At 71.6% G+C, this 21,729-nt stretch carries 15 protein-coding genes; 7 read left to right on the forward strand and 8 right to left on the reverse strand.

Annotation, left to right across the window (positions count from 1 at the left end; all coding sequences use genetic code 11):
- The first annotated feature begins 49 nt into the window (after window positions 1–49).
- Entirely contained in the window at window positions 50–1,072 is a 1,023-nt protein-coding gene (locus tag PS467_RS15180) for a putative endonuclease domain-containing protein (protein ID WP_311035722.1), read from the forward strand.
- A 34-nt stretch (window positions 1,073–1,106) separates the two neighbouring features.
- Here the strand turns inward: PS467_RS15180 and PS467_RS15185 are convergent, their stop codons facing one another.
- Complete coding sequence (locus tag PS467_RS15185; protein ID WP_311035723.1) at window positions 1,107–2,849, reverse strand: TIGR03767 family metallophosphoesterase; 1,743 nt, start codon at window positions 2,847–2,849, stop codon at window positions 1,107–1,109.
- A 317-nt stretch (window positions 2,850–3,166) separates the two neighbouring features.
- Here PS467_RS15185 and PS467_RS15190 point away from each other — a divergent pair, with 317 nt between their 5' ends.
- Together PS467_RS15190 and pepN are read left to right on the forward strand one after the other, a co-directional pair.
- Window positions 3,167–4,192 (forward strand): aspartate-semialdehyde dehydrogenase, encoded by a 1,026-nt coding sequence (locus tag PS467_RS15190; protein ID WP_311035724.1) that lies wholly within the window; start codon window positions 3,167–3,169, stop codon window positions 4,190–4,192.
- Window positions 4,193–4,369: 177 nt separating this feature from the next.
- The gene (pepN, locus tag PS467_RS15195; RefSeq protein ID WP_311035725.1) at window positions 4,370–6,940 is read left to right on the forward strand and encodes an aminopeptidase N; all 2,571 of its coding nucleotides are present in this window, start codon (window positions 4,370–4,372) and stop codon (window positions 6,938–6,940) included.
- Between the two features lie 117 nt (window positions 6,941–7,057).
- On the opposite strand, the gene PS467_RS15200 is transcribed toward pepN, so the two are convergent.
- The 6 genes from PS467_RS15200 to PS467_RS15225 all read right to left on the reverse strand — a co-directional run bounded on the left by PS467_RS15200 (window position 7,058) and on the right by PS467_RS15225 (window position 14,159).
- A complete protein-coding gene (locus tag PS467_RS15200) occupies window positions 7,058–8,824 on the reverse strand; it encodes a tetratricopeptide repeat protein (protein ID WP_311035726.1) in 1,767 nt (588 codons plus the stop codon).
- A 90-nt stretch (window positions 8,825–8,914) separates the two neighbouring features.
- Window positions 8,915–9,889 carry an acyl-ACP desaturase gene (locus tag PS467_RS15205; protein ID WP_268972044.1) on the reverse strand — a complete coding sequence of 325 codons (975 nt, stop codon included), beginning with the start codon at window positions 9,887–9,889 and terminating at the stop codon, window positions 8,915–8,917.
- A 228-nt stretch (window positions 9,890–10,117) separates the two neighbouring features.
- On the reverse strand, window positions 10,118–10,360 hold the full coding sequence (locus PS467_RS15210; RefSeq protein ID WP_014060726.1) for a hypothetical protein: 243 nt from the start codon (window positions 10,358–10,360) through the stop codon (window positions 10,118–10,120).
- A gap of 214 nt (window positions 10,361–10,574) precedes the next feature.
- Window positions 10,575–12,923 carry a 4-alpha-glucanotransferase gene (gene malQ, locus PS467_RS15215; RefSeq protein WP_311035727.1) on the reverse strand — a complete coding sequence of 783 codons (2,349 nt, stop codon included), beginning with the start codon at window positions 12,921–12,923 and terminating at the stop codon, window positions 10,575–10,577.
- Window positions 12,923–13,213: a hypothetical protein gene (locus PS467_RS15220; RefSeq protein WP_311035728.1), complete on the reverse strand. Its 291-nt coding sequence runs from the start codon at window positions 13,211–13,213 to the stop codon at window positions 12,923–12,925. Before PS467_RS15220 ends, malQ begins: the two co-directional genes overlap by 1 nt.
- Before the next feature lie 409 nt (window positions 13,214–13,622).
- Window positions 13,623–14,159, reverse strand: a complete 537-nt coding sequence (locus tag PS467_RS15225) for an HNH endonuclease (protein ID WP_137977977.1) — start codon at window positions 14,157–14,159, stop codon at window positions 13,623–13,625.
- Between the two features lie 432 nt (window positions 14,160–14,591).
- Between PS467_RS15225 and PS467_RS15230 the strand changes: the two genes are divergently transcribed.
- Window positions 14,592–15,695, forward strand: coding sequence for a mechanosensitive ion channel family protein (locus PS467_RS15230; protein WP_311035729.1), 1,104 nt, complete (start codon window positions 14,592–14,594; stop codon window positions 15,693–15,695).
- A 77-nt stretch (window positions 15,696–15,772) separates the two neighbouring features.
- Here PS467_RS15230 and PS467_RS15235 read toward each other — a convergent pair whose 3' ends face one another.
- The gene (locus tag PS467_RS15235) at window positions 15,773–17,698 is read right to left on the reverse strand and encodes a S53 family peptidase (protein ID WP_311039862.1); all 1,926 of its coding nucleotides are present in this window, start codon (window positions 17,696–17,698) and stop codon (window positions 15,773–15,775) included.
- A 393-nt stretch (window positions 17,699–18,091) separates the two neighbouring features.
- On the opposite strand from PS467_RS15235, the gene PS467_RS15240 reads away from it, so the two are divergent.
- From PS467_RS15240 to PS467_RS15250, 3 genes are all read left to right on the forward strand, one after another.
- Window positions 18,092–19,327: an ROK family transcriptional regulator gene (locus PS467_RS15240; protein ID WP_432280585.1), complete on the forward strand. Its 1,236-nt coding sequence runs from the start codon at window positions 18,092–18,094 to the stop codon at window positions 19,325–19,327.
- 100 nt (window positions 19,328–19,427) lie between these two features.
- Window positions 19,428–20,756 (forward strand): ABC transporter substrate-binding protein, encoded by a 1,329-nt coding sequence (locus PS467_RS15245; protein ID WP_311035731.1) that lies wholly within the window; start codon window positions 19,428–19,430, stop codon window positions 20,754–20,756.
- An 11-nt stretch (window positions 20,757–20,767) separates the two neighbouring features.
- Complete coding sequence (locus tag PS467_RS15250; protein WP_311035732.1) at window positions 20,768–21,721, forward strand: carbohydrate ABC transporter permease; 954 nt, start codon at window positions 20,768–20,770, stop codon at window positions 21,719–21,721.
- The last annotated feature ends 8 nt before the right edge of the window (window positions 21,722–21,729 follow it).

Below are 21,729 nucleotides of genomic sequence, written 5' to 3' on the forward strand. Positions count from 1 at the left end.
CTGTGTAACAGCGGTTAGCCGGTGGAGCGGGCGCGGGAATGGCGGTGGCATGAGTCACAACACGCCGCTGTCCCCCCGCCCTCTCCACCACCTCTCGGACGTCCAGCGCCGCGTCCTGACCACACGTCAGCTGCGCGAACACGGTGTGTCCGGGTCCGTCGCCGCGGAGCGCTGCCGGCCCGGCGGGCCCTGGCAGCAGATCCTGCCGGGCGTCCATCTGCTCCACCCCGGCCCACCGACCAGCGAGGAGCGGCTGCTGGCCGCGCTGCTGTACACCGCGAGCCGTGGCCAGGGGGCCGACGGCGGGGCGCCCGGCGGCGGCCCCTCCGGCGAGGCGATGATCACCGGGCTGGCCGCGCTCGCCCTGCACCACTTCTCCTCCGCTCCCCCGCTGGCCTCCCTGGACCAGGTCGACGTCCTGGTGCCGCGCACCCGGCGGCTGCGCGCCACCGGTTTCGTCCGCTTCGTCCGGGCCGGCACCCTGCCCGGCCCCCAGTACCTCGCGGGGGTGCCCACCGCCCCGGTGGCCCGCGCCCTCGCCGACGCGGTGGCCCGGCTCGCCGATCCCACCCTGGTCCGCGGACTGCTCACCGAGTCCGTGCGCCACGGCCACTGCGACGCCGCGGCCGTCGTCGCGGAGCTGAGCGCGGCCCGGCTGCTGTCCCGGCCGCATGTCGTGGACGCCGTGGACGCGCTGCTCGCCGAGGGCCGGGCGATCGCCGAGGGACGGCTGTACGACATGGTGCGCGGCCACCATCTGCCCGAGCCGCTGTGGAACGTGGAGCTGCGGCTGCCCGGCGGGCCCTCCCTCGGCGGGGTGGACGCCTACTGGCAGGAGCAGGCGGTGGCGGTGGAGATCGACGCGCGGTCGCCGCGCCAGGACGAGCACGCCTGGCGCGGCGACCGCGGCCGCACGCGCGACCATCTGGAGAGGCTCGGCATCACGGTGGTGCGGGTCACCCCGAAGAGGCTGCGGGAGTCCCTGGCCGAGCAGGCCGCGGTGGTCCGTACCGCCCTGATCGCGGCGGCCGACCGCGACCCGGCCTCCTATGTGGTGGTGATGCCCCGCTGACGTGGCCGGCGCCCCGAGCCCCGGCGCGGGCGGATCAGGGCTTGCGCAGCAGCAGCTCGGTGTTGCGGTCCGTCGGGTCACCGGCGAGCTTCTGGCTGGCACCGGGCGCGTTGAAGGACAGCTCGCGGTAGAGGGCCGCGAGGCCGGTCTGGGACAGGTCCGTGAAGTCCGTGCGGTGCGGTGCGGCCGACTCGATGAGCGTGGTGAACAGCGAGAGCGTGCCGTCGTGGTTGTCCACCACCTCGATCACCCGGGCCAGCTGGGGGAAGTCCACGTGCGAGGCGGTGGTGATCTCCCAGAAGGTGCCGTGCGGGGTGATCTCGTTCTGGTGGCTGTGGCCGTTGATCCAGGCGAGCACCTGGGGGTGGCGCCGGAAGAGGGCGACGACCTCGTCCCCGCCGTGGCGGGCCTCGCCCGGCCGGTCCGGGTCGTGGTTCATGTTGTCCAGGCTGCGGCTGTAGTGGTGGCTGAAGACGATCACGTAGTCGTCCTCGTGGGCCTTCAGGGTCCGCTCCAGCCAGCGCAGCTGGGCGGTGCCGAGCGACCCGGTGTAGTGGCCGCCCGGGTCGGTGGTGTCCAGGCTGATGCCGACCACGCCGTCGGAGATCCGGAACGTGTAGTAGAGGGTGCCCTGGTCGAGGTTGTCCTTGGTGTAGCCGTGGCCGACCGGGCCGGGGCCGGCGGCGCCCGGGTCGAGATGCGCGGCCAGGTACTCGGCCTGGGTGAAGGGGGCGCGGCGCTCATCGGGAGTGATCGTGCGCATGTCCTTGGCGTACGCCTCCAGCAGCGCCTTCATCTCCGTGCCCGTGGGGTCGGCCCCCTTGCGCGTCCCCTTGTAGAGCTTCTCGGCCGCCGCCGCCGAGATGATCTCCAGCTTGCGCTTCCCGGTGGCGAAGTCCGCGTAGTAGTCGTGGCCGAAGGAGTAGACACCGCCGGCCAGGTCGTCGTGGTTGCCGATGGTGGAGTACCACGGCAGCCGCAGCCCGGGGCTGTGGACGGTGCGCAGCGCGGCCTCCAGGAAGCCGTCGACGCGCGGGAAGCCGAGCTTCTTGTCGGCGTCGCGCAGGGCCTGCTCGGGGTGCCAGAACTCCTTGTGCCCGCTGTTCTGGACGCCCTCGTAGTGCCGCGGATCGCCGGTGTTGGGGGTGATCCGGCCGCCGTTCATCGCGGTCAGGAACCACTCCAGCTCGATCTTGGCGTTGTTGTCGGTGTTGTCGCCGGTGGTCATGACGAACGACAGCGGCGCCCCGGTGGCGGGCCCGCCGCGCAGTCCGTTGATCCGCTCGATGAGCGAGGCGACCCCGGCGATGGTCAGCGCCTCGTGCGGCCGCCACGCCCCGGCGCGCCCGGCGCGCAGGAACTCGTAGCGCATCGGGTGCTGGACATCGGTCAGGTGCAGATCGGTGAGCTGGACGAACGAGGCGAGCGCGGTACGCCGGTCCGCGCGGCCGCCCTGTGCGCCGGTGATCTCGGTGCGGATCTCCCGGGCCCAGGCGGGGCCCGCGGCGAGCCGCCGGTAGCCGGTGGTGCCGTGTGCGGCGGAGAACGCCTCCAGCGTGGTACCGGCCGTCGAGGGCGCCGCGGGGGCCTGCACCACCCGGCGGGCCGCGGCGCGCGCGGTGGCGGGCTGCGAGGCGCCGGCCGAACCGCTGCCGGGCCCGAAGGCGAGCCCCAGACCCGCCGTGGCACCGGCGGCGGCGGTGGCGGCGAGGAACGTGCGCCGGTCGACGGCGGCGACGGCAGCTGCGGCGGACCGTACGGACCGTATGCGGGACATGCGCGATCTCCCCGAGTGGACACGCGGTGACGGACAGGCGGACAGCGGGGCCGTCCTCACCTCGGATCGTTGGCATCGGGGGTGGCCTGGGAGTGAACGAGACGGCAACGCCGGCCGCCGATCTCCACACGTGGATCTTGGCGATGGCAAACGGTCATCGCGCCCTGGTGAACCGGAACGCTGCCGCTCACCCGGTGTTCATCCGCGCTGGGAACCGCCCCGCCGTGGGGTAAATCACGGGACGGTAACGGGACGGCCTGAGACACTTGCCGGGGGGTAGGCGCCTCGAACACGCACAACCAAGGAAAAGGGCTGATATGAGGATCGGAATCGTCGGAGCGACCGGGCAGGTCGGCGGAGTGATGCGCAAGGTGCTCGCCGAGCGCGACTTCCCGGCCGAGCAGCTGCGGCTGTTCGCCTCCGCCCGCTCGGCCGGCCGTACGCTCCCGTGGCGCGGCACCGAGATCGCCGTCGAGGACGCGGCCACGGCCGACTACTCCGGTCTGGACATCGTGCTCTTCTCCGCGGGCGGCGCCACCTCCAAGGCGCTGGCCGAGAAGGTCGCCGCACAGGGCCCGGTCGTGATCGACAATTCCTCGGCCTGGCGGATGGACCCCCAGGTGCCGCTGGTGGTCGCCGAGGTCAACCCGCACGCCGCGGTGGACCGCCCCAAGGGCATCATCGCCAATCCGAACTGCACCACCATGGCCGCCATGCCGGTGCTGCGCCCGCTGCACGCCGAGGCCGGGCTCACCGCCCTGGTGGCCACCACCTACCAGGCCGTCTCCGGTTCGGGGCTGGCCGGTGTGGCCGAGCTCGACGGCCAGGTCCGCAAGACCGTCGACCGCGCGGCCGAGCTCACCCACGACGGCGCGGCCGTGGAGTTCCCCGAGCCCGGGGTGTACGCCCGACCGATCGCGTTCAACGTGCTCCCGATGGCCGGCAAGATCGTCGACGACGGCCGGTTCGAGACCGACGAGGAGCAGAAGCTCCGCAACGAGAGCCGCAAGATCCTGGAGATCCCGGAGCTGAAGGTGTCCGGCACCTGTGTCCGGGTCCCGGTCTTCAGCGGCCACTCGCTCCAGGTGAACGCCCGCTTCGAGCGTCCGATCAGCGTGCAGCGCGCCTATGAGCTGCTGGCCGCGGCCCCGGGCGTGGCGCTCTCGGAGATCCCCACCCCGCTCCAGGCCGCGGGCCAGGACCCCAGCTATGTGGGCCGGATCCGGGTGGACGAGACGGTCGAGCACGGTCTCGCGCTGTTCCTCTCCAACGACAATCTGCGCAAGGGCGCGGCGCTGAACGCCGTGCAGCTCGCCGAGCTGGTGGCGGCCGACCTGAGCTGACGCCGGTGCGCGACACGAGCGTGGGAGCGGCCCGTGCGGGTCGCTCCCACGTCCGCGTCCGGGCGGGCTCGGTCGCCCACTGGCCGCCGGTGCCCTGGGACCGACCGTCCGACATGCGAGGATGGCCATCCGCCTGACGCATGGCGTACCGCACCTGACGAACGGGAGTAATCCGACGTGCCTGGCACCAACCTCACAAGGGAGGAAGCCCAGCAGCGGGCGCGCCTCCTCACGGTGGACGCGTACGAGATCGAACTGGACCTGAGCGGCGCTCAGGAGGGCGGTACCTACCGTTCCGTGACCACGGTCCGGTTCGACGCCGACGAGTCGGGCGCGGAGTCGTTCATCGACCTGGTCGCGCCCACGGTGCACGAGGTGGTGCTCAACGGCGACGCGCTGGACCCCGCCGAGGTCTTCAAGGACTCGCGGATCGCCCTGCCGGGACTGCTGGCCGGGCGCAACGAGCTGCGGGTGGTGGCGGACTGCGCGTACACCAACACCGGTGAGGGGCTGCACCGCTTCGTCGACCCGGTCGACCAGCAGGCGTACCTCTACACCCAGTTCGAGGTGCCCGACGCCCGCCGGGTGTTCGCCAGCTTCGAGCAGCCCGACCTGAAGGCCACGTTCCAGTTCACCGTGACGGCGCCCGAGGGCTGGACGGTGATCTCCAACTCGCCGACGCCGGAGCCGAAGGACAACGTCTGGCGGTTCGAGCCGACGCCGCGCATCTCCACGTACATCACCGCGCTGATCGTCGGCCCCTACCACAGTGTGCACAGCTCCTACGAGAAGGACGGCCGCTCGGTCCCGCTGGGCATCTACTGCCGTCCCTCGCTCGCGGAGTACCTCGACTCGGACGCGATCTTCGAGGTGACGCGGCAGGGCTTCGAATGGTTCGAGGAGAAGTTCGACTACGCGTACCCGTTCGCCAAGTACGACCAGCTCTTCGTGCCGGAGTTCAACGCGGGCGCGATGGAGAACGCGGGCGCGGTGACCATCCGCGACCAGTACGTCTTCCGCTCCAAGGTGACGGACGCGGCGTACGAGACACGTGCCGAGACCATCCTCCACGAGCTGGCCCACATGTGGTTCGGCGACCTCGTCACCATGGAGTGGTGGAACGACCTGTGGCTGAACGAGTCGTTCGCCACCTACACCTCGATCGCCTGCCAGGCCCACGCGCCGGGCAGCAAGTGGCCGCACTCGTGGACCACGTTCGCCAACTCCATGAAGACGTGGGCCTACCGGCAGGACCAGCTGCCCTCCACCCACCCGATCATGGCCGAGATCAACGACCTGGACGACGTCCTGGTCAACTTCGACGGGATCACCTACGCCAAGGGCGCCTCGGTGCTCAAGCAGCTGGTCGCGTACGTCGGGATGGACGAGTTCTTCCGCGGCGTCCAGGCGTACTTCAGGCGCCACGCGTACGGCAACACCCGGCTGTCGGACCTGCTCGGCGCGCTGGAGGAGACCAGCGGCCGCGATCTGAAGACCTGGTCGAAGAAGTGGCTGGAAACAGCGGGCATCAATGTCCTGCGGCCCCGGATCGAGACGGACGCGAGCGGCACGGTGACCTCCTTCGCGGTGCGGCAGGAGGCCCCGGCGCTCCCCGCGGGCGCGAAGGGCGAGCCGACGTTGCGGCCGCACCGCATCGCCATCGGCCTGTACGACCTGGACGCGACCGGCAAGCTGGTCCGCTCCGAGCGGATCGAGCTGGACGTGGACGGTGAGCTGACCGAGGTACCGCAGCTGACCGGTAGGAAGCGCTCCGCCGTGATCCTGCTCAACGACGACGACCTCACCTACGCGAAGGTGCGGCTGGACCCGGAGTCGCTGGCCGTCGTCACCGAGCACCTGGGCGACTTCGCGGAGTCGCTGCCGCGCGCGCTGAGCTGGGCCTCGGCCTGGGACATGGTCCGCGACGGCGAGCTGGCCACCCGCGACTACCTGGCGCTGGTGCTCTCGGGCATCGCCAAGGAGTCCGACATCGGCGTCGTCCAGTCGCTGCACCGCCAGGTGAAGCTGGCCCTGGACCTGTACGCCGCGCCGGCCTGGCGCGAGACGGGCCTGGCCAGGTGGACCGAGGCCACGCTCGACCACCTGCGGGCGGCGGCGCCGGGCAGCGACCACCAGCTGGCGTGGGCGCGCGCCTTCGCCGCGACCGCCCGTACCGACGCCCAGCTGGACCTGGTCTCCGGGCTGCTGGCGGGCACCGAGTCGATCGAGGGCCTGGCCGTCGACACCGAGCTGCGCTGGGCGCTGCTCCAGCGGCTCGCCGCCACGGGGCGGGCGGACGAGGCGGCCATCGCGGCGGAGCTGGAGCGCGACAAGACCTCGGCGGGCGAGCGCCACGCCGCGACGGCGCGGGCCGCGCGGCCGACGGCCCAGGCCAAGGCGGAGGCGTGGGCGTCGGTCGTGGAGAGCGACAAGCTGCCCAACGCGGTGCAGGAGGCGGTGATCGGCGGCTTCGTCCAGACCGATCAGCGGGAGCTGCTGGCGCCGTACACGGAGAAGTACTTCGCGGTGGTGCAGGACATCTGGAACGGCCGCAGCCATGAGATGGCGCAGCAGATCGCGGTGGGGCTCTACCCGGGGCTCCAGGTCTCGCAGGACACGCTGGACGCCACGGACGCGTGGCTCGCGGCGGCCGAGCCCTCGCCGGCGCTCCGGCGCCTGGTGACGGAGTCCCGCGCCGGGATCGAACGCGCGCTCAAGGCCCAGGCGGCGGACGCGAACGCGGGCTGACCGGGGTGTGGCGCCGTGCGGGGCCCCGCGCCCCGCACGGCGCCGCGGCCGCGGGTGGCCGGGGCCGTCCGACGGGTTCGTTGCCGGGTGCCCCGGTCAGCGATCAGCGATCAGCGATCAGCGAGGATCGGGGATGGCCAGGCGGGACATGTCGCCGTACTGCCGTAGCGTCTCGGGGTACGCCGCGGCGGCGACCCGCAGCCAGCGCTCCGCCTCCTCCGTCCGCCCGAGCCCCCGCAGTGCCTGCGCGAGCCAGTACGGCGCCTCCTGGTGGTCCCCCTCGCACGCGGCCCGCAGCAGCGGTTCCGCCTCGGCGCAGGCGCCGCGCCGGACCATGCTGCGCCCGGCGAGGAAGGCGGGCGGGACCAGGCCGCTGCGCGCGGCGCGGACGTACCAGCGCTCGGCGTGCTGGGGGTCGCCGCCGCGCTCCTCCGACGTCCGGCCGAGCCACCACGCGGCGCGGCCGTGTCCGAGGTCGGCCGCCCGGCGGAACCAGATCTGGGCGGTGCGCCGGTCCCCGGCCTCGTCGTGGACGCGGCCGATGTCGTACGCGGCCCCGGCGTCGCCCTCGGCGGCCGCGGGCTCGTAGTACGGCACCATCCGCAGCCCCTTGGCGCCGCCCCGTTCGTGCAGCATCCGGCCGAGGCCGAGCAGGGCGCGCGGGGTGCCCGCCTTGCGGTACCACTCGGCGGCCTCCGGGAGCCGGTACAGCCGCATCAGCGCGTCGGCGTAGGCGCACCAGGCGTCCGGGCCGCCCTCCTCGGCGCGGGTCCGCAGCTCGGGCAGGCGCTCCGCCCACTCGGCGGGCGGCATCCGCTCGGGGTCGGCGCGGATCGCGGCGATGTCCCCCAGCGCCTTGACGATCCGTCCCTCGCTCTCGTCGAACGGGTCCCCGTTCTCCTCGTCGACGCCGGTGGCCCGCAGCCATCGCTCGGCCTCGTCCAGCCGCCGCTGCCGTAGGCACAGCACGCCGAGGTTGAAGCACGCCCATAGGTGGCCGCCGTCCGCCTCGTCGGCCTTGCGGTACCACTCCTCGGCGGTGTGCAGCTCGCCGTTCTCCTCCGCCCAGACGCCGAGGACGTACGCCGCGCCGTCGTAGCCCAGCTCATGGGCGCGTACGACGAGGGCGCGGGCCTCGTCCCAGCGGCTGTCGTCGCGGGCGATGAAGAGGGCCTGGTCCACCAGCGCCTTGGCGCTGCCGACCGCGGCCGCCCCGGCGTACAGCGCCTCGGCCTCCGCGACCATCCGGGGGTAGCGCTCGAACATCGCCTTGCGGTCCGGGTCGAGCAGATCGCGCAGCGCCTCGTACGCCTCCTCGGGATCGCCCTCGGCCTGCGCGCGGGCGAGGGCCTCGCGCCAGCCCGCCAGGTCCCGGAGCATGTCCTGGATGGCCCGGCGGGTGCGGGTGGCGACCTCGTCGCCCTCGGCGGACGCCTCGGCCAGCCGCTCCAGGGCGGTGTCCCATTCGCCGCGGGCGGCCAGCAGCACGGCGCCGTTGGTCTTGCACTCGACGCTGCCGAGCGCGGCCCCGTGCGCGTACCACGTCTCGGCGCCGGCCGTGTCGCCCGCCTCCTGCAGCAGCCGGGCCAGACCGAACGCACAGCCGCCGTCGCGATCGGCGGCCGTGCGGTACCACCGCTCGGCCTCGGCGAACTCGCCGCGGTCCTTGTGACAGATCGCCAGCGTGCGGGAGGCGTCCGCGTCCCCGGCGTCGGCGGCCCTGGCCCACCACGGCAGGGCCTCGTCCAAGCGGTCCCGCTCGGTGAGGAGTTCGGCGTAGGCCCGGTACGCGCCCGGCTTCCCGGCCTGCGCCGCGGCCCTGAGCCGGTCCGCCTCGGCCCGCTGGTCGGCGCTCTGACCCGCCGACAGCTGGTCCGACGTCATGTGGTCCGCCGTGGCGGGCGTTTCACCGGGAGCCGCGCCGGGCCCCTCTTGCGATGAATGTTCGACCATCACCCGATGGTGCCAGAGTGATCACGCTCGTTCGGCACGGGCCCTGCGACGGGCCAGCAGCGCCTCGCGCCGCTCGTCGAACTTGGTGGCCTGATCGTCCAATCCGCCCATGTAGAGCCCCAGTTCCTCCTGCGCCTTGAGCCCCTCCGGACCGAGCCCGCCGATCTGGAGGACCTTCAGGAAGCGCAGCACGGGCTGGAGGACGTCGTCGTGGTGGATGCGCAGGTTGTAAATGCCACCGATGGCGATCTGGGCGGCGGCACGCTCGAAGCCGGGCATCCCATGACCCGGCATGCGGAAGTTGACCACCACATCGCGGACGGCGCACATGGTCTGGTCCGGGGCCAGCTCGAACGCCTTCGCGAGCAGGTTCCGGTAGAAGATCATGTGCAGGTTCTCATCGGTGGCGATGCGCGCCAGCATGCGGTCGCAGACCGGGTCGCCGGAGTGATGGCCGGTGTTGCGGTGCGAGATGCGGGTGGCCAGCTCCTGGAAGGCCACATAGGCCACGGTGTGCAGCATGCTGTGCTGGTTGTCCGACTCGAAGCCCTCGGACATGTGATCCATGCGGAACCGCTCCAGCTGCACCGGATCGACGGCCCGGCTGGTCAGCAGGTAGTCGCGCATCACGATGCCGTGACGCCCCTCCTCGGCCGTCCAGCGGTGCACCCAGGTGCCCCAGGCGCCGTCGCGGCCGAAGAGGGTCGCTATCTCGTGGTGGTAGCTGGGGAGGTTGTCCTCGGTGAGGAGGTTGACCACGAGCGCGATCCGGCCCACCTCGCTGACCTTGGACTGGTCGGGGGCCCAGGCCTCACCGCCCATGACGCCGTCGAAGTTCCGGCCGTCGCTCCAGGGGACGTACTCGTGCGGCATCCACTCCTTGGCGACCTTCAGATGCCGGTTGAGCTCGGTCTCGACGACCTCTTCGAGTGCGTACAGGAGCTGGGTGTCGCTCCATACGGCCTGACCGTGGAGATGGGCGGGGGCAAGGGTCACGAGGGGGCTCCAGGGGACGGGGGCGGCGGGCTTTACCTACGGCCCCGTAGGTTACGACACCGTAGGTTAAAGCGAAAATAAACGGCCCGGGACCTGTGGATGGCGCCCGGTGAACCCGCCGTGACCCGAGCGGACTTGGCGACCCGGAGCGGGCAACGACAAGGGCGCCCCGGCCGGATGGCCGGGGCGCCCTGGCAGCGGCGTACGCGCGCTTCGTCGATCGATCGCTCAGTCGGTCTGCTTGCGGGACTTCCTGTCTCCCGCCATCACCAGACCCGCGATCACCAGGAAGAGAATGATCGGAGCGGCGACGTAGAGGCCCAGCGTCTCGGCGACGCTCAGGCCCGGACCCGGGTCGTCACCGTCGTCGCGGGTGAGCGCGAACGCGGGAGACGACATCAGCAGCATCGCCGTCGTCGCGGCGATGACTGCACCGGCGCGCACGGCGTTCTTTTTGACCTTGTTGCTCACGGACTCAAGTTATCCGACGCCCCTCGGCGCCGCGTGCCCGGGGTGGTCTTTACCATGCCGTTGAGGTGGCCATGACCGGGCTTGGAGATCACCTCGGTCACGGCCCGCCTCGCTGCGGTGGACGGTGGGTGACAGCAGCCGTGGCGCCGCGCAGGAGGCGGACACGGCAGGCCCACCTGTGGCCCACCTATGGAGGCGGTTCCTGGGAGGGCGTTTACGGGGCCGGGGCACGCGGGGTGAGCCGGGACACCTCGGCCATCAGGGCCCGCAGCCGGGGTGAGGCGATGAGTTCCTCGAGCGACATCGGGCGCCCCTCGGCGTCGGCGATCGGCAGCCGCCAGTTCGGGTACTGGTCCCAGGTGCCGGGCAGATTCTGGGGTCTGCGGTCCCCCACCGCGTCCGGCAGCCAGACGCCCACCATCTTCGCCGGGGTGCGCAGCAGAAAGCGGTGGACGGCCTTGACCGCCGCCTCCTCGTCGCCCGGCCCCTCCGGCAGCAGCCCGAGCCGTCCCAGCAGCGTCAGCCACTCGGCGACCTCGGCCGCGTCCGCCGCCCGCTCCTCGGCGAGCGGACGGGTCAGCAGGCCCAGCCGGTGGCGGAGCTCCACATGGTCGCCGGTGAGCCGGGCGGCCGTACTCGGCAGATCGTGGGTCGTCACGGTGGCGAGGCAGTCCGCGCGCCACTCCTCCGGCGACAGCGGCCGGGCCGCGCCGGTGGTGGCGCCCGGGTCGCCGTCGGGGGCGGCAGCGGCCTCGGCTTGGGCTTCGGTTTCGGCTTGGGCTTCGGCTTGGGCTTCGGCTTCGGCGTAGTGGCGCTCGAACCACATCACCGATGTGCCCAGCACTCCCCGCCGCCCCAGCTCCTCCCGCACGCCGGGCTCGACCGTCCCCAGGTCCTCCCCTATGACGACGGCCCCGGCCCGGTGCGCCTCCAGGGCGAGCACGCCGAGCATCGCCTCCGCGTCGTAGCGGACGTAACAGCCCTCGGTCGGCTCGCGCCCCTCCGGGACCCACCACAGCCGGAAGAGCCCCATCACATGGTCGATGCGCAGCGCGCCCGCGTGCCGTAAGAGGCCACGCAGCAGATCGCGGTAGGGGGCGTAGCCGGTGGCCGCGAGGGCGTCCGGGCGCCATGGCGGCAGGCCCCAGTCCTGGCCCCGGGCGTTGAAGGCGTCCGGCGGCGCGCCGATCGACATCCCGGAGGCGAAGACGTCCTGGAGCGCCCAGGCGTCGGCGCCCGAGGGATGGACCCCCACCGCCAGGTCGTGCACGAGGCCGATGCCCATGCCCGCGTCGCGCGCGGCGCGCTGGGCCGCCGCCAGCTGGGTGTCGGTGAGCCAGGCGAGCCAGCAGTGGAAGTCGGTGCGGTCCAGGTGCTCGGCGCGCGCCCGCGCGGTGCGCGCGGAGCGCGGATCGGCCAGCCCGTCGGGCCAGGTGCGCCATGCGGGGCCGTGGGCCTCGGCGAGCGCGCACCACAGGGCGTGGTCCTCCAGGGCCTGACCGCGCTCGGCGAGGAAGTCGCAGTAGGCGGCGCGGCGGCCGGGGCTGAGCGGGACCGTCCGCACCAGTTCCAGGGCCTCGCTCTTGAGGGCCCATACGGCGTCGCGGTCGATGAGGGCGCCCTCGCGCAGGACGGACGCACGGAGGGCGGCGGCGGCCTCCAGCAGCCGATCGGCCCGCTCGCGGGCGCGGCCGCGCAGATGGGCGTATTCGGGTACGTCCTCGACCCGCAGATGGACCGGGTCGGGGAAGCGCCGTGAGGAGGGGCGGTAGGGCGAGGGGTCGGTGGGCGCGGCCGGGGTGCCGGGGACGGCGGCATGCAGGGGGTTGATCTGGACGAAGCCGGCGCCGAGCGTCCGCCCCGACCAGGCGGCGAGGTCGGCCAGGTCGCCGAGGTCGCCCATGCCCCAGGAGCGGGCGGACAGCAGCGAGTAGAGCTGCACCAGGAAGCCGTGGCTGCGGGCCGGGGATAACGGCATCCGGTCGGGGGCCACGATGAGGGGGGCGGTGGCGCGGCGGCCGTCGGGGGCCTCGGCGAGCAGGGTGTGGGCGCCGGGCGGCAGCGCGGCGAGCCCGGCGAGGAGGCCGACGGCGACGGTGCCCTCCGTAAGAGGGCCACCCGCACGAAGGCCCTCCGTAAGAGGGCCATCCGCACGAAGGCCCTCCGTAAGAGGGCCATCCGCAGGAGGGCCGTCCGTAAGAGGGCCATCGGGGCGCGTGCCATCCGTAAGGGGGCCATCAGCGCCGCGGGCCCGCACGGCCGCCCACCCCCGCGCGTGCGATGCGCCGTCCTCGGCACGCACCCGCAGTGCCGTGCCCTCGGGCAGGCTCAGGCGTGGCGTCTTGCCGGGGCGCACCACCACGCAGGGGGGCAGCAGCCGGTCGCGCCGCCGGCTGTCATGCCGGTCCAGCGCTTCGCGTACGGATCGGGGGGTCGAGGCGTCCACGCCGAGCGCGGCGAGTACGGCGACGACCGTGTCCTCGGGCACCTGGACGGTGCGGCCCGGGGCTGGCTCGTATGAGGTGGCGACACCGTGCAGCTCGGCGAGCCGCGCTCTGCCCATCAGTACTCCATCGGCTCGCAGCCCGTGTCCGCGCCGGAGGGGGCGGCGGTCGGCTCACTCGTCAGGGGACGTTCGGCGGCCAGCGGGGGCTCGCTGGTCAGGGGGATGTTGTCGGCGAGCGGGGGCTCGCTGGTGAGGGGCGCCTCCACGGCGCTTCCGGACCCGAAGCCGTCCAGGCCGCACAGCCCGCAGTCGGGGTCGGAGACCCCGTCGAAGGGATCCGGTTCGCTGGACACCTCGGGGCCGGGTTTGGACAGGGCGGAGAGCAGAAGCTGAGCTGACGCGGCCACACGGACCTCCGTGGGGTTGTCGGCAGTGGGTCATGTCGAGCCCTACCCACTCCCTGCGGACGCAGACGTAAACGCTACCCGGACGTGCTGTAGCTCACATTCCCTCTGGGCGGCGATTTAACGGCGACAAGGGATTGAGGGCACAGAGTTTACGAACAGGACCGCCCTTCGTCCGTCAGACTTGCGCCGGACGCGCCGCACACCGTCCCGGTCCACTCGATGGGTGAGGCACGCACAATGCCGACATTCCGGCCGTTCGCGGTGCCACCCACGGGAAGGGCGCCCGGGTCGACGATCGGCATGGACGCCCCGGACACACGATGCATCCGCGTCCGGGACGCCGAGCGCGCCACCCGCCGCAAGGACCAGGGCCAGGGCCCCTGCGGGTAGACACAGTAATGGCCCGGTCTCAGGCAGATTTGCCGTCGATCCGGGCCATGGCGTCCTCCGCGCCGTATGCCTGCAGGTATGGCAGCCAGCGCGGGTCCCTATGCCCCGTGCCGATGATCCGCCACGCGAGCCCCGAAGGCGGTGCGGGTTGATGGCGCAGCCGCCAGCCGATCTCGGCGACATGACGATCGGCCTTGACGTGATTGCAGCGGCGGCACGCGGCGACCACGTTCTCCCATGTGTGCTGCCCGCCACGGCTGCGCGGGATGACGTGATCGACGCTGGTTGCGACGCCACCGCAGTATGCGCATCTGCCGCCGTCGCGGGCGAACAGCGCACGGCGGGTGAGCGGGACGGGGCCGCGAAAGGGCACCCTCACGAAGCGCTTCAGCCGGACGACGCTGGGGGCGGGTATCACACGGGTCGCGCTGTGCATCAGGGCGCCTGAGTCCTCGAGGCTGACGGCCTTGTCGTTGAGGACGAGTACGAGCGCGCGGCGGAGCGGTACGACGCCGAGGGGCTCGTACGACGCGTTGAGGACCAGGACATGCGGCACGGGGGCCTCCTTGTACGCCGGCGGCGCGTGGCTCGCGCCGGGACGATCTCCCCCAGTTTCCCCTGAACCCTGGGCGGAACGCCACTATCACCGGGTTAACGGTTGAGAGGCATTTCCGCGTACCGCACGTATACCGCCCGCACACCCTCTGTTCGCCGACCGCTTGACCACCGCCCCGATGGCCTGCCGGCGCGCTCGCGCAATGGGTGCGCGGGTGGTGGCGGCCACCTTCGAAGTGGCAAGAATCACGGCCCGCCCGCCCGCGGCCGGGCAGCGGGTGGAACTGCGGCCTCCGGGCCCGCTCATACGCGCCCCCTGGGCGCGCTCGCGCGCTCTCGAACACAGGAACGGCGCCTCCCGGGCCCGGCTAGTGTGTGAGAGGTTTCGCGCGGGTGATCCGTGCGGGCATGTCGCATACGAAGGGTTTCTGCTGTGTTCTGGTCCGCTGCTCTGGCCGCTGACTCGACGCCTCGTCCCACGACTCTCGACGATGCGCAGAAGAGCGCCACGAACGCCGCGGGCTGGGTGGAGGAGAACTGGTCCACCTGGCTCGGCATCGGGCTCCGCATAGCCCTGATCCTGATCATCGCGTTCGTGCTGCGGTCCGTCGTCCGGCGGGCGATCACCAAGCTGATAGAGCGCATGAACCGCACGGCCCAGGCCGTCGACGGCACCGCACTCGGCGGGCTGCTGGTCAACGTGGAGCGGCGGCGACAGCGTTCCGCGGCGATCGGCTCGGTGCTGCGCTCCGTCGCCTCGTTCCTGATCATGGGCACCGCGGCACTGATGATCCTCTCCGCGCTGGAGATCAATCTGGCACCGCTGCTGGCCAGCGCCGGGGTCGCGGGAGTGGCGATCGGTTTCGGCGCCCGCAATCTGGTCACCGACTTCCTCTCCGGTGTCTTCATGATCCTCGAGGACCAGTACGGGGTCGGCGACACGATCGACGCCGGGGTGGCCTCCGGCGAGGTGATCGAGGTCGGTCTGCGGGTCACCAAGCTGCGCGGGGACAACGGCGAGATCTGGTACGTGCGCAACGGCGAGGTCAAGCGGATCGGCAACCTCAGCCAGGGCTGGGCGACGGCCGGGGTCGACGTCCAGGTGGGGGCCGAGGAGGATCTGGACCAGGTCCGCTCCGTGATCACGCAGGTCGGTGTGGACATGGCCAAGGAAGAGCCGTGGAACGAGCGGCTGTGGGAGCCGATCGAGGTCCTGGGGCTCGACGCGGTCTATCTGGACTCGATGATCGTCCGGGTGTCGGCGCGGACCATGCCCGGCAAGTCGGTCGGCGTCGAGCGCGAGCTGCGCTGGCGGATCAAGAAGGCGTTGGACGAGGCGGGCATCCAGCTCATCGGCCGGCCCGTGGAGCCGGATCTGCAGACCGACGCCCCCGCCGATCCGACGGCCACCGCAGCGGCGCCGTCGGCGCTGTCCAACCCGGACTCACCGCAGTCCGCGGCCGCCAGCCCGATCACTCCCTCCGCCGGTTCGTCCGCCACTCCCTCCGCGACCGTGCCGCCGCCGACGTCGAAGTGACGACGCGGACGCGGTAAGGCTCCCGCCCCGGCACGGAACGGGAGCCTTACCGGCGCCGCCTTGACGGCGGCGTCGGCTCAACGGCGGTGGTGTCCGCCGAACGAGGCGAGGTAGCCGGCCGCGGGGGTGCCCACACCGGTCACGTCGTCGTAGCCCACGACCGCGTGCAGCGAGCTGTCCCGGCCGAGGCTGCGCAGCGAGGTCACCAGCCCCTCGGAGTCGTCCTGGCCGTTGACGTAGTCGACCCGGACCACGCCCAGCGAGACACCGGCGCCCAGCGGGTGGTCGGTCACATCGTGGTACGAGGCGGTGCCGTACCGGTCGTACAGCGCCGGGTTGGCGAAGCCGATCGGCTGTCCGCCGCGGGCCTGCTGAGCGAGCGCCTGGACGCCGGCGATCACGGGGGCGGCCAGCGAGGTGCCGCCGATGCGGTACTCGCCGTACTGGAGCGATCCGTCCGGGAAGGTCTGCGTCTGGCCCACCAGGAAGCCGGTGTTGGGGTCGGCCACGGCCGCGATGTCCGGGGTCACCCGCTGCTTGGTGGAGCCGCCGCCCGCGAGGGCGAGCGAGTCCGGCACCACACCGCGCTGGTAGAAGGGCTGGGCGACGGTCTTGCTGGTGCCGCCGCCGGCGCCCGAGGTGTAGGCGCCGGGCAGCGCGTCCCAGCTGGTGCCGTCGGCCGTGAGGGTGGCCTTGGTGGTGCCCCAGCCGGTCTCCCACTGGTACGTGTCGCCCTTGCCGACCGCCAGGGAGGTGCCGCCGACCGCCGTCACCCACGCCGAGTTGGCCGGGGTGTCGACCTGCTTGATACCGGTGGCGGCCACGTTGTCGCCGTTGTCACCGGAGGAGAAGTAGAAGCCGATGCCCTCGACGGCGCCCTGCTGGAAGATCTGGTCGAAGGCGGCGGCCACGTCCGGTGTCTCGTTGGCCTCCACGTCGCCCCAGGAGTTGGAGACGATGTCGGCCAGCCGGTTGTCGACGACCTTGGCGAGCGCGTCGATCAGGTCGTTGTCGGTGCAGGACGCCCCGCCGACGTAGACGATGTCCGCCGCGGGCGCGACCGCGTGCACGGCCTCGACGTCGAGGGTCTCCTCGCCGTACCAGCCGCCCGCGTCGCACTCCTCGGTGTACCGGTAGTCGGCGGGCAGCACCTGCGTCAACTGGCCCTTGCGGTAGGCCGGGTCGCCGTTGCGCCGGGCGTATCGCGCGGCGTCGGCGGCTATGGTCGGCGAGGCGAAGGCGTCGGTGATGGCGACGGTGACGCCCTTACCGGTGTCACCGCGCTTGGCGCCGTAGGCGGCGCGCAGCTGCTTGCCGGTGTACCCCTTGACCGCGTACGGCTGCTTGGCGCCGTAGGCCGAGGGCAGGCTCCGGTCGGTCCGGGAGCCGTAGTAGCTCGAGAACGGTCCGGCGTTCTCGAAGACCGGCCCGGGTGGCGGGAGGGTCTCGTCGTGCTTGGCCTTCTTGGGCGCGTTGTCCAGGCCGACGACGGTCAGCACGGCGCCGTCGAGCGAGGCGGGCACGGTGGCTGCCTTCGACGGCGCCCGGTAGACCTTGCCGCCCTTGGTGTAGTTGTGCAGCTGGGTGCCGAACGCCTGCTCGGCGGCGGCGACGTCACCGGTGACGGACAGATAGTGCTCATTGCCGCCGGTGACGTCGAGCCCGGAGTCCTCCAACCAGGCGGTCACGGCGTCCTTCTGTTGCCGTGTCGGCCCGAAACGTGCCTGTGTCTGCCGGGCCGACAGGTACGCGCCGTAGTCCGGCGAGGAGGGGTCGGACACCGCCTTCGCGTACTCGGCCAGCCCCTTGGCGTCCCGTCCGGCGAGATAGACGCGCGCGGTGACCTTATGGTCGTCGTCGGTCGCGCCGCGGTCCGAACCCGCCGTCGCCCAGGCGGGCTTGGTGCCGCTCAGGGTGTCACGGCCGTGCGGTGCGGAGTCGGCCTGCGCCGCGGGTACGCCCAGTGCCAGCGCACCGGCCGCCAACGGCAGCACCGCCGCCAGCCCCAGGGCCGTGCGCTGTCTGGAACGGGCCGTGCGCTGTCTGGAAGCGAAAGATCTCACCAAACCCCCTGCGATACGAGTGGTCGCATTCCGGCGGGCGCCGGCAGCCACCGCCACGGACGATCACGGCCATTGACGATCACGGCCACTGACGATCACAGCCACCCCACCGGAGGCCACTCTTGCGGTGACTTGTCCATGTCAGTTCCATGCGAGACCCATCTCTTCGCCAAGAACCCGCCAAGGAAAGCCCACCCGAAGCCCACCCAAAGAGCCCAGCCGGAGCCCGCCATGACCCATTGACGCCGCCCCGGTCCGCCCCCTACCTTGCTGTCATCAATAGGAAACTTTCCTAACAGAGCTCTCCACGACATGAGGGACGGGGGCAGCACCATGGCCGCACCACCCGGCAGCAGTACTCAGGGCGGCACGCCCGGGACCCCCCGCGTCCTCCGCGCCATGAACGACCGCGCGGCACTCGAGCTGCTGGCCGCGCACGGGCCGCTCACCCGGACCCGGCTCGGCGAGCTGACCGGACTGTCCAAGCCCACCGCCTCCCAGCTGCTGACCCGCCTGGAGACCGTCGGCCTGGTCCGTACGACCGGAAACGTCACCGGACGGCCGGGGCCCAACGCGCAGCTGTACGAGATCGATCCGGCCGCCGCCCATGTGGCCGCGCTCGCCGTGGACCAGGAGGGCATCACCGCCGCCGTCGCGGACATCACCGGCCAGGTGGTCGGCGAACACCGGGTGACGGCCCCGGCCACCGACGAGAGCGTGACCCACCGGACCGGCGAGCTGGTCGCCGAGGCGGTGGACGGGGCGCTGACCGCCGCCGGGCTCGGCCGGGACGATCTGCACACCACCGTGATCGGCACCCCCGGTGCGCTCGACCCGCGCACCGGGACGCTGCGCTACGCCCCGCATCTGCCCGGCTGGCAGTCCCGCACCCTGCGGGACGAGCTGGCCGAGGTGCTGCACACCCCGATCGTCATCGAGAACGACGTCAACCTCGCCGCCGTCGCCGAACAACACCACGGCACCGCCCAGGACTTCGACGACTTCGCCCTGGTCTGGGCCGACGAGGGGGTCGGCGCGGCCATCGTGCTCGGCGGCACCCTGCTGCGCGGCGCCACCGGCGGGGCCGGGGAGATCGGCTATATGCCGTTGCCGGGCGCGCCGCTGGCACGGGGCGGACCGGACGCCGCCGCCCGGCCGGACGGGGGCGGCGGGTTCCAGAAGCTGGTCGGCTCCCCCGCCGTCGTCGAACTGGCCCGCGCCCATGGGATCGACGCCCCCACGGCCACCAAGGCGCTCGCCGCCGCGCGGCGCACCCCCGGCGCGGGCGACGAGGTGCTGACCGAGCTGGCCCGCCGGCTGGCCGCCGGACTGGCCTCCGTCGTCGCCGTGGTCGATCCGGAGCTGGTCGTCCTTTCGGGTGAGGTCGCCCAGGCCGGCGGGGAGCGGCTGCGCGAACTGGTCGAGGCCGAGATGACCGGTCTCGCACTGCCGCGCCCGCAGTTGCGGATCAGTGAGATCGAGGGGAATCCGATTCTCACCGGGGCGCTGCGGACGGCGGTCGCCGATGCCCGTCGGACCGTTTTCGACACCGCCCGATTCGACGCCTGATACGACGCCTGATCCGGCGGCCGACCAGGTAGAAAGTTCGGCATGTGATTCGCTGACCGATTCGCCGCGCGGTCGCGTACCGCAGTAAAGGAAGTCCGCCATGCCACGAAAACTGGCCGCTTTCGCCTCGGTGCTGAGCGCCGGCGCCCTCCTCCTGACGGGCTGTGCAAATCCCAGCACCGGCAGCGCCGAGGACGATCCGACCAAACCCGTCACGCTGAAGTTCTGGCACGGCTGGTCGGAGAAGAACGAGGTCAAGGCGATCGACGCGAGTATCGCCCGGTTCGAGAAGCTCCACCCCAACATCAAGGTGAAGGCCACCGGAAACGTCACCGACGCCACCGTGAATCAGGCGCTGCGGGCCGGCGGGGGCAACGCCCCCGATGTCGTCTCCTCCTTCACCACCAACAATGTGGGGCAGTACTGCTCCTCCGGGATGTGGGTGGATCTCGATCCGTTCATGCGGAAGACCGGGCTGGACAAGACCGAGGTCTTTCCGAAAACGCTGCTGGACTACACGAGCTACCAGGGCGACCAGTGCGCCCTCCCGCTGCTCGCCGACGCGTACGGCATGTACTACAACAAGGACGCCTTCGAGGAAGCGGGCATCACCCGGCCGCCCCGCACCATGTCGGAGCTCAAGCGTGACGCCGCCAAGCTGACCAAGCGCACCGGGAACGGCGGCTATCAGCGGGTCGGCTTCATGCCCAATTTCCGGCTCTACCAGAACAGCCCGGACCGCTTCTTCGCCCAGTGGGGTCCGGACTACTTCGACGAGGACGGCAAGGCGCGGCTGGCGAAGGAGAAGGCGACCGAGGAGTTCTACGCCACCACCCGGGAACTGATCCGGCGCCAGGGCGGCTACGGCCCGCTGGAGACGTTCCGCACCTCCTTCGGTGATGAGATGTCGTCCCAGAACGCCTTTCTCACCGGAAAGCTCGCCATGCATCTGGACGGGGAATGGCGCGGCCTCTTCATGAAGGGTGCCGATTTCCGGTGGGGCACCGCACCGCTGCCCGTGCCCGACGACCAGCCCGAGACCTACGGCCGGGGCTATCTCACCGGTACGGTGATCGGCATCGCGCACAGCAGTACCCACCAGAACGCCGCCTGGGAACTGGTGAAGTTCCTGACCGCCGACACCGATCAGGTGGTCGCCTTCGCCAACGCCATTCACAATGTGCCGTCCACCAAAGCGGCGCTCACCTCCCCGAAGCTGGACGCGGATCCCACCTTCCGGGCCTTCCTCGATATCGCGCAGAACCCCCACAGCACCGCCATGCCGCCCTCCATCAACGGCGGTCAGTACGTGTCCTCGCTCCAGGACTTCTCCTACGACGTCGAGGCGGGCAAGGTGCACGACCTGGACGCGGGGCTACGCACACTGGATGCCGAGATCGACGCCGACAATCTCCAGGCACAGAACTGACGGAGTGCGATATGGCCACCCTGACGAACTCCACCGCCCTGCGTCGCAAGGCACGGCGTGAGCGGCTGCGCACCCTCGGCTTTCTCTCCCCCTGGCTGGTCGGCTTCAGCGTCTTCTTCGGCTATCCGCTGATCGCCACCGTCTACTTCTCCTTCATGCACTACAACCAGATCGAGGCCCCGACCTTCGTGGGGCTGCGCAACTGGCGGTATGTGCTGGAGCAGATGCCGCTGTTCGGACCGGCGCTGTGGAACACCCTCTGGCTGGTCGTGGTGATGGTCGCGCTGCGGGTCGTCTTCGGCCTGGGCATCGGGCTGCTGGTCACCAGGATCAAATCCGGGGTGGGGTTCTTCCGTACCGCCTTCTATCTGCCGTATCTCGCCCCTCCGGTGGCGGCCACCGTCGCTTTCGTCTTTCTGCTCAACCCCGGCACCGGTCCGGTGAACGACATCCTCGGGAAAGTCGGGATCGACGCGCCGAACTGGTTCAACGACCCGGCTTGGGCCAAGCCCTCCCTCGTACTGCTCTCCCTGTGGGGCATCGGCGATCTCATGGTCATCTTCATGGCCGCCCTGCTGGACGTGCCCAGGGACCAGTACGAGGCGGCCGAACTCGACGGCGCCGGGGCGTTCCACAAGTTCCGCTATGTGACCTGGCCGTCGATCACGCCGATCGTGATGTTCGCCGTCGTGACGGGTGTCGTGCAGACCATGCAGTACTACACCCAGGCACTGGTCGCCGGAAAGCTCGCCTCGGGGGTCAGCATCGGACCCGGAACGGTCATTCAGCCCGGCTATCCCGACCATTCCACGCTCACCGTGCCGCAGCTCGTCTATTCGCTCGGATTTCAGAACTTCAACACCGGAGCCGCCTGTGTGCTCTCACTTGTGCTGTTCGCGATCGCGATGGCCGTGACGACGCTGCTGATGCGCAGACGAGCCGGACTGCTGTCGGCCGAGGACTGAGCCGAGGA

The sequence above is a fragment of the Streptomyces luomodiensis genome, assembly GCF_031679605.1.
Classification (GTDB): Bacteria; Actinomycetota; Actinomycetes; order Streptomycetales; family Streptomycetaceae; genus Streptomyces; species Streptomyces luomodiensis.

What these genes read in the sequence shown, in the direction of transcription:
- malQ (WP_311035727.1), bottom strand. Translation starts at nt 12,923, where the DNA reads ATGGGCAGAGCGCGGCTCGCCGAGCTGCACGGTGTCGCCACCTCATAC.
- PS467_RS15200 (WP_311035726.1), bottom strand. Translation starts at nt 8,824, where the DNA reads ATGACGTCGGACCAGCTGTCGGCGGGTCAGAGCGCCGACCAGCGGGCC.
- PS467_RS15240 (WP_432280585.1), top strand. Translation starts at nt 18,092, where the DNA reads ATGGCCGCACCACCCGGCAGCAGTACTCAGGGCGGCACGCCCGGGACC.
- PS467_RS15250 (WP_311035732.1), top strand. Translation starts at nt 20,768, where the DNA reads ATGGCCACCCTGACGAACTCCACCGCCCTGCGTCGCAAGGCACGGCGT.
- PS467_RS15180 (WP_311035722.1), top strand. Translation starts at nt 50, where the DNA reads ATGAGTCACAACACGCCGCTGTCCCCCCGCCCTCTCCACCACCTCTCG.
- PS467_RS15185 (WP_311035723.1), bottom strand. Translation starts at nt 2,849, where the DNA reads ATGTCCCGCATACGGTCCGTACGGTCCGCCGCAGCTGCCGTCGCCGCC.
- PS467_RS15190 (WP_311035724.1), top strand. Translation starts at nt 3,167, where the DNA reads ATGAGGATCGGAATCGTCGGAGCGACCGGGCAGGTCGGCGGAGTGATG.
- PS467_RS15245 (WP_311035731.1), top strand. Translation starts at nt 19,428, where the DNA reads ATGCCACGAAAACTGGCCGCTTTCGCCTCGGTGCTGAGCGCCGGCGCC.